10 protein-coding genes are annotated in these 12833 nt (G+C 58.5%); 5 read left to right on the forward strand and 5 right to left on the reverse strand.

The window, feature by feature from the left end; genetic code table 11:
- Nucleotides 1-3 precede the first annotated feature (3 nt).
- The 3 genes from cas7e to casA are packed head-to-tail and all read right to left on the reverse strand — an operon-like array spanning nucleotide 4 to nucleotide 3396.
- Entirely contained in the window at nucleotides 4-1140 is a 1137-nt protein-coding gene (cas7e, locus tag AYJ54_RS32015) for a type I-E CRISPR-associated protein Cas7/Cse4/CasC (RefSeq protein ID WP_063705391.1), read from the reverse strand.
- 32 nt (nucleotides 1141-1172) lie between these two features.
- Nucleotides 1173-1838 (reverse strand): type I-E CRISPR-associated protein Cse2/CasB, encoded by a 666-nt coding sequence (locus AYJ54_RS32020; protein WP_063705393.1) that lies wholly within the window; start codon nucleotides 1836-1838, stop codon nucleotides 1173-1175.
- Nucleotides 1831-3396 (reverse strand): type I-E CRISPR-associated protein Cse1/CasA, encoded by a 1566-nt coding sequence (gene casA / locus AYJ54_RS32025; protein WP_136624064.1) that lies wholly within the window; start codon nucleotides 3394-3396, stop codon nucleotides 1831-1833. Before casA ends, AYJ54_RS32020 begins: the two co-directional genes overlap by 8 nt.
- A gap of 1672 nt (nucleotides 3397-5068) precedes the next feature.
- On the opposite strand from casA, the gene AYJ54_RS32035 reads away from it, so the two are divergent.
- A complete protein-coding gene (locus tag AYJ54_RS32035; protein WP_063676582.1) occupies nucleotides 5069-6532 on the forward strand; it encodes an MATE family efflux transporter in 1464 nt (487 codons plus the stop codon).
- Nucleotides 6533-6646: 114 nt separating this feature from the next.
- Here AYJ54_RS32035 and AYJ54_RS32040 read toward each other — a convergent pair whose 3' ends face one another.
- Nucleotides 6647-7597: a LysR family transcriptional regulator gene (locus AYJ54_RS32040; RefSeq protein WP_063676583.1), complete on the reverse strand. Its 951-nt coding sequence runs from the start codon at nucleotides 7595-7597 to the stop codon at nucleotides 6647-6649.
- Nucleotides 7598-8257: 660 nt separating this feature from the next.
- Between AYJ54_RS32040 and AYJ54_RS32045 the strand changes: the two genes are divergently transcribed.
- From AYJ54_RS32045 to AYJ54_RS32055, 4 genes are all read left to right on the forward strand, one after another.
- Nucleotides 8258-8623: a hypothetical protein gene (locus AYJ54_RS32045; protein ID WP_063705399.1), complete on the forward strand. Its 366-nt coding sequence runs from the start codon at nucleotides 8258-8260 to the stop codon at nucleotides 8621-8623.
- 15 nt (nucleotides 8624-8638) lie between these two features.
- Nucleotides 8639-9037, forward strand: coding sequence for a helix-turn-helix transcriptional regulator (locus tag AYJ54_RS48055; protein WP_082905942.1), 399 nt, complete (start codon nucleotides 8639-8641; stop codon nucleotides 9035-9037).
- Nucleotides 9038-9066: 29 nt separating this feature from the next.
- On the forward strand, nucleotides 9067-9369 hold the full coding sequence (locus tag AYJ54_RS32050; RefSeq protein WP_027555258.1) for a hypothetical protein: 303 nt from the start codon (nucleotides 9067-9069) through the stop codon (nucleotides 9367-9369).
- Nucleotides 9370-9937: 568 nt separating this feature from the next.
- The gene (locus tag AYJ54_RS32055) at nucleotides 9938-10129 is read left to right on the forward strand and encodes a hypothetical protein (RefSeq protein WP_063676585.1); all 192 of its coding nucleotides are present in this window, start codon (nucleotides 9938-9940) and stop codon (nucleotides 10127-10129) included.
- A 179-nt stretch (nucleotides 10130-10308) separates the two neighbouring features.
- Here the strand turns inward: AYJ54_RS32055 and ltrA are convergent, their stop codons facing one another.
- Complete coding sequence (gene ltrA, locus AYJ54_RS32060; protein ID WP_063696148.1) at nucleotides 10309-12204, reverse strand: group II intron reverse transcriptase/maturase; 1896 nt, start codon at nucleotides 12202-12204, stop codon at nucleotides 10309-10311.
- Between the last annotated feature and the right edge of the window lie 629 nt (nucleotides 12205-12833).

The raw sequence follows: 12833 nt of genomic DNA on the forward strand, positions 1-12833 counted from the left end.
GACTCATGCCTTCACTGGCGTAGCAGCGACTATCTCGCCAGCGAACGCGGCAAGATCGTTCAGCGGCACGAGGGTTGACCCCGACAAATGGGCCTTGTCAATCGAGAGATGCCGCCGGGTCTCGTGTAATCCGTATGTCTGGTCGACGTTTTTGATGTGATCTGAAAGCGCAGCAATCGCCGTCCTCGATTGCGCCGTCACAGGCTTGCGAAAAGCATTTGCCAGTGTGCGCGGTTGTCGATGGCCAGCCTCAACCAGCATCATCTCAGCGTAACTATATGGTGCTGTGGAGCCCTTTTTGGCGCCGGGCGTAACCTTGGCAATGAGGTGAATTAGATGTTCGACGGCTTTGCCGCCAAGTACAGCGTCATCTCCGAGATTCGAGACTAGTAGAGGGATATCGACAACGACGTAGCCGTAGAACAGCCCCGCCGTCAGCTCTGTATCAAATAGGCCGGCTGTCCCGGCGTCCCCGGCTTCATGCGTCAGATCGTCGACCACCGTGAAATAATCACTCTCGGATGCTTCACTGTGGACGGTAAAAGCGTGGGCAACGTGAATCGCCGCATCTGTGTTAGCTTCGGGGTCGGATGTGACCATGCGGCCGAAGAGGGCCGCCTCAAGCCCTGCTTCAAGAACACTGCGCTCGCGAAGCGCAGCGAGATTGCCCTTTTGTGTTTTGAATAGTTTCTTTACGGCCTCTTCGGCCGCTTTCGATTCGTGAGCAGCTTTGCCAATCTCAATTGCTTTGGCGCAAAGGTATCTAATCTCGGGCTCACCGAGGAGTAGGGCTTGGCGTTTGGACCGCTCACCGGCCTTACTGCCATACAGCTGTTCGGCCATTGCAGTAATTGTTGCGGCGATCACGTCGGCCGTCCCGGCATTGGCCTGCTGCATAGCAGGAAGAATACGTCGCTCCGGCGTTTCCCTTGAACGAACGGCCATATCAGGTCCGATGCGCCGCAACGCCCATTCATCGTCTACTGTCCTCCAATGCCGCTTCAGACACTGCGACGACACGCGTGTGCGCATCGCATCGCCGAAGGGCAGCCGTTTGGCCAAGCCGTTATCGTCCCGGTTGAGCAGTGTTGCCGGATAAGATGTGAGCCAGTGAATTTGCAGGAACCGGGCCTCGAGCATGATAAAGCTTCACCTATCGTCTTCGGAAGTGCCTATTCGCCGGCGTGGCTGCTCAGCTCGTTTGTTGCCTCTCCCTCATTTCTGCGCGGAACTCTTCGAGTGGAGCGCCAAAACTCGCGAGCGATGGCGATCCGCACCGAGTCGGTCTCGTTGACATATTCAGGAAGGCTCTCCATTAGAAGCAGTCGCCCGAGATCGAGATAAGGAAGCGCCTCGGCATCACGAGCGAGGCGGCGAGCGAGACGCCGAGCAAGATCCCTGAATGAAGCCCCCCGCGCGGCGAGAAACATTGACAGGCGCAAATCGCTCACGCCCGTATCGGCCATAGCTCTTCCGAGGCCCCAAGGCCTCAGGCCATCCGGCCGCAGTGCCATGATGGCGGCGACTGCCGCGAAGCGACGAACCATATCCACTTCCGATCCCGGAGCGCTGATCTGCACGCAGCCGCGACCGAGAAATTGATGTGGGACACAGCTCGTCAATAGCCGAAAAAAGGCCGAGTTTTCGGGGCGGTCAGGATCAACCCGCTTGAGCGCCGCAAGCTCACCGCGGGCCCCTCGCTTCACGAGCACGTTAAACCCTTTTCTCAGGGCATGGAGTGGCCCGTCCACCTGATAAGAACGGTCCTCGAATCGAGAACGGCTCGGCGGATCGACATTGTTGCGAGCAGCTTCTGTCGGCCCGAGCGCATCAATCATGCGTCATCTCCATGGAAAAGTGTTTGCGAAAACCGAACTCAATGGCATCCTCGGCAGCGCCTTCGGCCTGGTAGCGGCGGATGCCCGAGCGCGGCGTTGCACCTTTTGCTGCTTCCAACTGTAGAACGGCAAGCTCCTTGAGCGTGTAAATCCATTGGCGGCGCGCTGTTCGCTTCGCTGTGCCATCAGGCGCGGCGAGCTCATCGAATAGGGCGTCGAAGAAGTTGCGGTCCACGCCGCGATCAAACGCAGCAAGAAAAGGCGCCGCCTTGGTTTCGCATGCCGCGTGCGGGAACTTCAGTTCGTCGGGAGCGCGCTGGAACAAAACATAGAGTGCAGTCAGCAACACTCTCGCCCGGATCGTTGCGGCATCCTGGATGCGTTCCTTGACCAAGCTGGCAAGCGCATGCGCGCGCGTCCCGAGAAATGGCAGAGCAGACGTCGGCACAACAATGCGACGTTCGTGAAAGCCGTCCGTACCGCCTTGTTCACGGGCAGTTGCCGTGAGAACAAGGCTGTGGTCCAGTGTGCCGTCTGCCTGCCGCCATTGCTGGAGGAGGGCAGCTTTGTACTGCTGAGGGTCAAGCAGATCGGCGACACGCTTGTAGTGGAATCCGCCGCCATCAACCGTGAGCACCTTCGCGATAGTTTCCCGCTGGTCGACTGGCGTCCACGGGTCGCCCGTTACGCCATTCGTGTTCTTAGGAAAGGCAATCCGCGCCGCTTGGCTGCGCCCGCGAAGTGCAACAATGCGGGCGTTCTCTCGGATCAGCCTCACTCGCCGGCACACTTCGACATAGAACGGATCTAACTGCTTCGGGGCAATCGCCGAGACGCCATCCCACGGTTCTAGCCACACGAGACCGATTCCGTTTACCGCCGCGAACCCCGAATTCTCGTCGAGAACCTCACGACGCGCCTGTAAGAGGCGATTGATGTCGCGTCGGACCCGCGCGCCCAAGCGGTTACTCGGCGCAAGACCTACAAATGGTCGCGAGGCGTAGCCGCCATTCATGCGGCTGATGCCGTAGTTTCCAGCGCCAAGGTATCCTTGCGTAGTCTGCAACGTCAGCAGTGCGTAAAACCAATGTTCGGGCGTGGCGATCGCCATGCGCTGTGCTTTAACGTCGTGATTTTTTGAAGTGACGAGTATGTCGAGCGAATCGGGCGTTTGTTCGCGCTCTCTTAGGGGCGCGACCGTTCCTTCTGGAATTGGCGGTTGAAGGAACCCAGGCTTGGAGAGATCCTCGACAATGAGGCTCCAAGGCTCATCGTGGGTGAACTTGTAAGTGAGGGCGCGCAACAAATGCGTCCAAACCGAGGCGTCGAGAGAGGGATCAGTAGTCGTCCCTTCCAGGAGCGCGAGTGCACCGACCTGCACGAGGAACGCATGTAACGCCTGCCGCTGATGAGGTCGAACAGCGGGCATGTCCTCGACATCGTCCCTCATTAACGCGGAGTAGAGCGCCGGGAGCGAGAGAGTCGCTTGCCCCGTGCAGATTGTCGTCGTGAAAATCGGTTCTTCGATGCAGTTCAGGGACATGAAGCGAAAGATCAAGAGCACTGCGGGGAGTGGCACGACGTTGCTGTACTACTGACATGCCCCATTTCTTGCTGATCGTGTCCAGTCCGTCTCGGTGCATTCTAGAATCTGACATTACGTACGAGTCAATCCCTTGGACGGCCCCGCATACGAAGAATGCCGGCTTATCGAGGAGCACTCAGCCATAGACGGTAATCGATCTTGGCCAGAAACACCTTTTCAGATGTGCGCCGAGCACCAACCGAAGTGCGAGGTCATTGCGACCACGTTCTTCGGCGGTCCACGCAAGTCACTTTGCGCTAGCCGGACGGGAGGCTCGACGAAGCCCTGCCGCTCTCGCCGGAGATCGCCGTAAGCTAGCGCCAATCTTCGGCATCAACGCGCTGGTTCGGGACAGAGCTGATCGAGCGCTGTCTCGCGCTCTCGAAAGCGCGAAAGTCTGCAGAAACGCGTACCCGACTTCATCCAAAGTGCAGATATCTACCATCACAACAATCGATTTTACCTCTCTCGAGGGACGAGGCATAGCAAGACGCCGGCTTGAAGAAACATGGCCAACTCAGGAGGGTGGTCGATCGGTGTCCTGAGTATCTTGTGGCCATGTTCTTCGGCGGTCTGCAAGTACGTCGCGGTGGCTCGAGGCGAGGAGCTTCGCGGCGTACTTTAGTTGGCCGCCAGCGACAAAGTTTCCGTGGGTCGAGCTTTCGGTCGAATTGCTTCGATTATGTTCGGCGCCATTTCGTTCGGAATAGGTGTCGGCCCTCACGGCCTCAAGTTAACGGCGAATGCCCTCGCCGTAGTCTGATCGTCGGCAGTCCTCCCTCAGCCGACGAAAGCCGGTGCGACGTGTAGCAGCGTCGCTCCTCCCTAGACTGACTTCTGCCCGGCCGCCGCAAGGAGGCCGGGCTTTTTTTTGTGTAGAGTACGAGCCCTAGCTTGAAAGTCCTCTATCCCGCGTGATGAGGAAAGATGAGCAGCGCATGCATCAGGGCTGTCAAAACGGACAAGCGCGACACGCACTACACCTCGGCAACATAGCGAGCGCGGCAACCATCACTGCCAAATGTAGGATTTGCGACCGTTGTCGGATCCGCGACACGCCAGCTTTGATAAAGCGCGTTGGGAATCAAGCTCCCCTAGTTTGGCACGAGTTTTGAAAAACAAAAAAACGGAGTCCTCGTCTGTACAGATCCTAAAGGTAGCCCCGGGTGGCCGCTCACCACATTGTCGCAGTTCAGTTCACCGCAAACCGCGGTGTGCCTTTCGTATCGTTGGCAGCGTGCCACCCAATTCGTGGTCGCGCACGATCTTGCGAGCCTGATCGGCCCCTCGGCGATCGGTCCGCGTCAAAACCGTTGCGCGATGCTGGCGATCGAGCATTTCCGGCATCCCGGCCGCATGCCGTCTCCCCGCTGTGGGCTCGAGGATTTCGCGAGACTGAAGGCCGCGCGGGCAGCGACAGCCCGGATGCACTGATCAAGCGACCAATTGCCTTCATCGGTGGACCATTGGTCGTAGATACACGCTCAATTCCAGATATAGGCCGCAGACCCGAGGTCGCTCGCCGAGGGCAATCGCGCGAGGCTGCATCCCCGACTCTCGCGAATTCAGTGTGGGAAAGAGAGCCCTTCTCTCGACAAAACAGGCGTCGCTGGTCCGCCGATGCAACCAGGGAAGCATCATTACCATGCACGAGATAGTCCACAAAAAGCCGCTATCGGCTTCGCAGCCTCGCCATGGCCTCGCTGTCGAGCTCGGTCAAACCGCCAAGCTCGCCTGGCCGATGGCGCTGACCCAGCTTGCACAGGTCGCGATGATGGCGACCGATCTTGCCTTTATCGGGCGCATCGGGCCTGAGGCGCTCGCCGCGGCCGCGCTGGGTGTCACGCTCTACATCATCAGTTGCACCTTCGGCGCGGGCTTGCTGGCGCCCATCGGGCCCTTGACCGCACAGGCGATTGGCGCGGCCAACTTCGCTGTCGTACCGCGCGCGCTGCGCATGGGCCTGTGGCTGGCATTGTTTCTATCGGTCCCGATCATCGCGATTGCCGTGCGGGGAGAGCAAATTCTGCTCGCTCTTGGTCAGGGGCCAGACGCGGCGCGGCTCGCCCAACAGTACCTGCTCGGACTTGCCTGGGGCGTGGTGCCGGCGCTCTGGCTTCACGCCATCCGCAACTTCATGGCCGCGGCGGGCAGACCGGAACCGATCCTGTGGATTACGCTTGCGGCTATCCCCGTCAACGCCGTGCTCGTGTATCTCTTGGTCTTCGGCAAATTCGGCTTGCCGCGGCTGGAGCTGTTTGGGGTCGGGCTTGGGAGCACGCTCGTGAATTGCGGGACGTTCCTGGCCGCCGTGTGTGTTGCGACAATGTGCCGCCCTTTCCGGGACTATCGGGTGCTCGCGCATGTGTGGCGCTTCGACCGGCTGTTCATGCGGCAGATGATCGTGATTGGCACCCCGATCTCGATCGCTCTCGTCATGCAATATGGGGTATTCGCGGCCGGCGCACTTCTGGCGGGCCGGATCGGGACCAGCGCGCTTGCTGCTCATCAGATCGCGATGCAAGTCGCAACAATACTGTACACGGTGCCGCTCGGCATCAGCATGGCGGCCGCCGTGCGGGTTGGTCATGCTGTTGGTCGCAAAGACGGTCCCAGCATCAAACGCGCAGGACTGGCCGCGATCGTGCTCGGCTTCTTGATCGCTGCACTGCTGACCATCGGGGTCGTCGCTGCTCGTTTTCAGATCGCAGAGCTGTTTCTGGACAAATCGGCCGCAGATGCCGACGCGACGATCGGACTGGCTACGACGCTTCTTCTGGTGACCGCAGGGTTTTTTGCGGCCGATGCGACGCAAATCATTGCGGCGGGTGGACTGCGCGGATTGAAGGACACGCGGATGCCACTTCTGTTCGCAGTCCTCGCTTACTGGCTGATCGGGTTCTCGTTTAGCTATGCATTTGGATTGATGATGGGCCTTGGTGCGATCGGCATCTGGATCGGCTTATCGGTTGGCTCAGCCACCTACGCGGGGCTGCTTGTCATACGTTTTCAGCTCTTGGCAACGAGGTTTTCCGTTCTTGCGCCGCCTCCGGATCGAGTGAATCACCGCTATTCGACAGGCACCAATTCCCAAACGCGAGCGACCTGAATGTTTAGCCTCCATTTGTATTGGAGCGCGCCGTCTTTTCGTTAGAGAGAGCTGCGGTCAGGTGGTCTTGTGCCGTAACTGAGCCTCATCGCCACGCCCAGATACAGGCCGCGGCTAGGATTTACGAGCGTGAGAGACATCTCGTGGTTTCGCATGGCGCCCCATGCGCGCTGCTTCCTGTAACATGACCTTCCGCATCCAGATGCTTGCCGGATCGTTGTTATGCAAAGCAGGCCATTGAACCGCCTCGGTAAAGGCCGGCAGCGGCAGCGGAAGATCGACGATCCGCAGCCGCATCGTGGTCGCGAAGTGCCTTGCCAGCCGTGATTGCATTGTCGCGATGCGCTCGGTGCCGAGTAACAGCGGCGGGATCAAGCTGAAGCTCGGCACGGTCACCTCGATCTGCCTTTTGTGACCGTGCTCAAGCAGGAGCCATTCCTCGATCGAAGGCTTGTGTGTGCGCCCGAACTTGGCCGCAACGTGCCCCATCGACATGTATCGCTCGAAGGTAAGCTTCCGCGACAGCTGCTTGTTCGTATGACAGCCCACGCACACCAGCGTCTCCTCGAAGAGCTTCGCTCTAGGGTGGTCGTTTGACATATATATTTCCGGAAAGATCAGGAAATCGACCTCGCCGCGCCGAAGCGGCTCGTCCGGCTGGTCGTCAAACTGAATGAGCTCGAACGAGATGCCGGGTGCCTCGCGCGCGACACGCGCGAGGACCGGTCTGATGAATAGCATGACCATGAAATCCGACAGGACGATCCGAAAGCGGCGGTCCGATTTGGCCGGGTCGAACGTGTCACGTGAGGCAATTGAGAGGCGGATGTGCAGCAATGCTTCGCGCGTGGGGACGGCCAGCGCTTCGGCCAGCGGGGTCGGAATGAGCTCACGCCCCCTCATCGTGAACAGATCGTCGCGGAAATAGGCACGCAATCTGGCGACGGCCGCGCTCATGGCGGGCTGGCTCAGATGGATGCCGCGTGCCGCCGCAGTGAGGCTGCGCTCGGTCATCAGCGCATCGAGCGCGACGAGGAGGTTCAGATCGAGACCTTTGAAGCGCATGCCGTATCCACACCGTGAATACTATCGAGAAAATTAAATCCGTTTTACCAATATTCTGTCGATCTGGTCGAGCAGCTTCCAAGAGTGGGGCCCGCTGCAACTGGCAGGCGGCGGGCGATTGGCCGTGGCACTGCTTCAATGGGCGTCTCAAAGCGGAGGTCGACCTCTGGCCATCGCACATCAAGGCCTCAACCCGCGCCGTCGATCAGTCTGGCGATCTGGTGGTTTCGCTGCCGAAAAGCGCCGGTAAGACATGTATTGCCAAGCTATGCATCTGAGCTTGCCTCGCCGACGGCAAGCGGGTGGTTTTCGTCACTCCGCATGCTGGAAACGTCTATTCGTAAATTGCGAAACGTCGACTTTCAGGAAGGGGCGATCAGGTTCCTTGACGCGTGGAGCCGGTCATGACTTCTCCGGGAGGCGCCTAGGGGGAGGCAAAATCTCGAACGCTAAGCTATTGATAAAATTTGTTATTGCTGTTGCCTGGCGCCGGTTTTCCTGATCGACACAACGGCATGGCAAATTCACTGACGGGTATGTCCTGTGCTCGTTGTGGTAGTGTCAATCAACCGATGTACATTATTGGGCTGTTTCCTCAACGTAGCTCCTTATCGAATTTCGATGGTGGGGGAACATTGACAAATACAAGGAATTCCTTATATGCTTGTTTCGTTCGAGGATCCCCAATTGGGAGATGCGGCTGATGAATTGGAACAGCTTGGGCACAATTTTGCTTGCGAGGTCCTGCTCTACTTGCAGAAAGTCCACTGCGGATCGGTGGATAGCAGGGATCTCTCGCCCTTTTATACGTACAGAGGTGTTGAGATGTTCCAGGCTGTGTCAGCGAACAAGTTTGTCATTTTCGCTGTTGAATTCGACGATATTGACGACGTCACCGTGACGCTGATGCTCGCGGGTGAGCATGGTGTGCCCATGTCTGCCGGCGGGTCTTCCTGGAATGGTAACGACTATAGTGTCTTGAAAACCGGAATTTTGAATGCGCGAGCTTCAGTCTGGTTTGTATGAAGAGCGGAGGTTGCAATGGTCAAACTCAAAGTCGAAAAAAGTCAGGAACGTAGACCGCGCGCCGTCGCTGAGGTTAGCAGCAAGACAGGGGGGCGTTCGCTTGCCGATCTTGTCGAAAGGATTGAACGTGCTGATGCAAACCTTGGAGCTGAAAAGAAGCTGTCGAGTGCGGCAATGCGTGCCGGCGAATTCGTTCGCGCGATGCGTAAGGATGCTGGACTTTCACAATCCCAATTGGCGGACAAGTTGTGCGTAAGCCAGGCCCGAATTAGTGAAATTGAATCGGGAGTTGGAATCCAAGGACCAACTTGGGATTTGATGGAGCGAATTTCAGTCGCATGCGGGAAAACGCTCGGTGTTGCAGCGTCGAGTGACGATCTGGAACTCGCGGCTCACATGCCTATGGCTGTGTAGGCCTGATTCGCAGGTGAGGCCTAAAACAGATGGCGTACTCCTGGTGGGACGCACTCAAGGACGTTCTGGGCGCCGCGAGTCCAATACTCATTGCCGTGCCGTGGCTGAGGGATTTCTGGCTGCGTCGTCGGAGATTGAAGGTCGAGCAAGTCGAGGCAACTGGGCGCTTGAGCCAATTGAAAGTGTCTATCGAAGGAGCAATTAAGGAGAAAATCGACTCGCCAAAGGCGGCCGATTTTGTGTGGACTATTCTTGGCCTCGTGCTCATCTTCATAAGCTTCTTGATTGCCTTTATTCGAGGTCTTGCTGATCTTTTTGAAGCATCAACCTGAGTCCCGTGTATCAGGTGTCGAGGCCCGCGTTCGACGTCGAACAAAATAAGCCGTCATTAAGAGTCCGGCCCAGAATGAGACGAAGGCCACCGTCGGATCGAGGCGTCGGTGGGGTCGCCGTCAAGGTGCCGCCATTGAGCGCAGCCGCCTGCGTCGGGCACGGGGACGATGCCATGGCCGACCGGTGGGAGTCGCGTCGATGTCCAGCCAAGCGACCGCCCGCGCTGTACCAACGTTGTGAGGGACACCAACCATCATGATGTCGCGCAGTCGACCACATTAACGGTTTGGGACCCCATATCACTTCAGAAGAGGCGCAACTACGAAGCCGGTGCCTGCGGACATGTCTTTTGGACTTTTGCAGGCGGTGACTCAAAAAAAGACGTTTGGGGACACGTCGAGTATCAATATTATTGCAGCGGGACCTTGCGCTCGGGCCCCATCTATGCGGTCGAGCAATCTGCATTGTGTCCACCGAGACAGTGAGCATGGCGTCTTACGTCCGGGAACAAATGGACTGCCGCTGCGATGCGGGCAGTCTGAGGCCGAGTACTACGTTGCAAAGGCCTTGGCCGCCGGCATGACACCAGACGCGGTGTTCGAGACGATCACGCGGGATTTCGACCGGCAGTCGATTTTCCGGAAGGAGCAATCCACCGTGGCTGCGGCGGCATTGTATCATCTGACAAGTGATGACGCCGTGATGACGCGACTGCGCGGGCTCTTTGACAAGATCCGGGATTACCCGTGCCGCCGCTGAAATCACCTCGAGCGCGCATTGCTGCGCCTGACACTCAAGCACTTGTGCTGTCTATCTATCCGCAGATGCGGCACCCATCTGCTTGCGCGCGTGCGGCTTCCGCCGCATCGGGCTCTCATGAACCGAGCCGCTTCGCGTCTCGGTAGGGTAGGCGTGGAACACCTCCGCGGAGGATGTCCCTACGCCTCCCCCCAAACCGTGCGGGCACCTTTGCGATGCACACGGCTTTCCATATGCGTATACTCTCGATTGGAAACGGCCACCCGGCACGACGGGCACAGGACGATCGTCTTGCGCCGCCAGCCGGACCGTTTCCAGACTATCAGCGACCCACTCTGCAGGTCTCGAACGCGGCGGAGGTGATGCATCTCGAATGGTCCTGTCGCGCCGCCACATGCTTCGCATCGGCGAGCATGCAGCCGGTCGATTAGGTCATTCGAGTTTATGACCCACCACGCGCCTCTTGTGAGATCGTCAATTCCTTGACTTATCCAAAAGGTTCGCGTGAGGTGCTTCAGTCTCCACAGTTTGATCGTGCGAAGCTTGCCTCGGACTACAGAGGACACCTCGTAATCCGACCCTTTCCACAGACGGGCCATGATTTGTGCCCTCGTCGTTCGATGGCGCAACGCCAGCGTCTTGATGAGGCTGCGGAACACAACGAGCTCCAGCACTCCCAAGGCACGTTTGTTGTCATCGGCAAACGAGTAATAGTTGGCAAAACCACGGAACTCCGAGTTATAGGCGAGCACGGTCGCGGTGTCGCTGGTGACCAAGAACTGCTCACGAGCACGGCCGGTCTTCCTGGCGAGGTCGCCATACCCATGCCGTTTGCAGAACTCGGTTATCCGCTTGCGTGGCACACGCAGACTGATGTTGCCGGTAGTCGGCCGACGCGTAACGCGCCATGTCCGTGCTGCCGGTCCCTTGCGGTTGGACTTTCGTCCACCCCCGTAGGACGTGTACGCCGCGATGCGGTAGCCGAGGAAGGTCACTCCCTTTGAAGCGGCCTGAATCCCACTCTTCTCAGGCGAGATCGCGAGCTTCAGCGTCTCTGTCAAGAATCGCTCAACAGAGGCCATGGTCTCACGAGCCTCCTCCTTGCTGCCGATGATGCCGATCAGGAAGTCGTCGGCGTATCGACAGTAGCGGAGCCTTTTGAAATTGGGATCCATGGGATCGACGGAAGGTAGTTTCCGTCTCTCCTTATTGATGGCTTTGATCTCTGCCAATGCGGCATTGATCTCGGCCAGCTCCGCGCCGTTGGCGCGCAGCCGCTCAATCTTCCGGCGGAGGCCCAGGACGCGCCTTTGCAACGCCGCATAGGGCGGGAATGCGCGTCGGTCGCGGCCTCTATCGAATCCCGCCCTCATTGTCTGCATGTGCTGATCCAGCTCGTGCAGATAGATGTTGGCGAGCAAGGGCGATACGACTCCGCCCTGTGGTGTACCGCTGTATGTGCGTCCATAGACCCAATCTTCCATGTAACCCGCTTTCAGCATTCCTTCGATCAGACCGATGAATCTGTCATCATCGATCCGCTTCTTGAGAAGCCTGAGCAGGACGTCATGGTCGATGTTGTCAAAGAACCCACGCACATCCACTTCGATCAGCCACTTGCAACCCGTCCAAGTCTTCTTGACGAGATTTAAAGCGGTGTGACAGGACCGCCTCGGGCGGAACCCATGCGACTCACCGAGGAACACAGGTTCATAGATTGCTTCGAGGATGGTCCTGACCGCCTCCTGAACGAGTCGGTCTTCCACCGTGGGAATTCCCAGCGGTCGTGTCTTGCCGTTGCCCTTCGGGATATAAACCCGTCGGACAGGTCGGAAGCGATATGTGCCCTCTGCCACGCGACGGGCGAGGTCGGCGAGCTTCGCCAGCGACATGCCGTCGAAGGTCTTGCCGTCAACACCAGGCGTCAAGGCTCCCTTATTTTGGGAGACCTTTTCGTAGGCCCGCTCAAAGAGAAATGGAGATCTCATCAGGCGGTGAAGGCCATTGATCCGCTTGCCCGACCGCGACAAGGTCGGAAGTGATTCAATTCTCCTCTGGATGGTAGCGGCCTGCATCAGCAGAACCTCTCCGTCGAAGAATCTCTTCTACGCATACTGCAAATGCCGTTTTTAGCGGCATCGTCCTTCCCCCGATCGGAGGCGCTTTCGATCCGGTCACCCGGCCTTATACGCATGATCGTCCGCCTTGCGGCGGCTGTCCCGGCCGTTACGCCAGGCATTTGGGTACTACGACGGCTCCGTCGCCATACAGGCTCGCGAACGAACCTGCTGCAGGCGATCCCGTAGTTGCGTGTGTGGGGAGTTGCGGTGTGTTTAGGTGTCCCATTTGCTTCCTTGACCCTCCGATGGAGGTCGTCCCACGCGGACTGGTGGCAGATCGCACTGGCCGGTGCGTTTTGCCCCGCGTGGCGTAGCGTGTCAGCCGCGTTCGCTACCGCCAACCCTTTAGCGACTGGAAACTGGGATTCAGGCAATACAGCTTTCACCGTGCACACCTTACTCTGTGCTCTCCACCGGGCTGCGGCGCCCGATTTCGAGACGTTTCCCGACATGCTCTGGTCCCGTTCCTCTTTCGAGGTCTCAGTCGTTTCCGACACCGGTAAGTCGGGCAAGTAAGAGCCAAACCAGTAGGCTCCATTCTTTCGAACACTCCCTTCTTCTTCACGCCACAACGGCGCACGCCC

It is taken from the genome of Bradyrhizobium centrolobii, from assembly GCF_001641635.1.
GTDB classification, from domain to species: Bacteria; Pseudomonadota; Alphaproteobacteria; order Rhizobiales; family Xanthobacteraceae; genus Bradyrhizobium; species Bradyrhizobium centrolobii.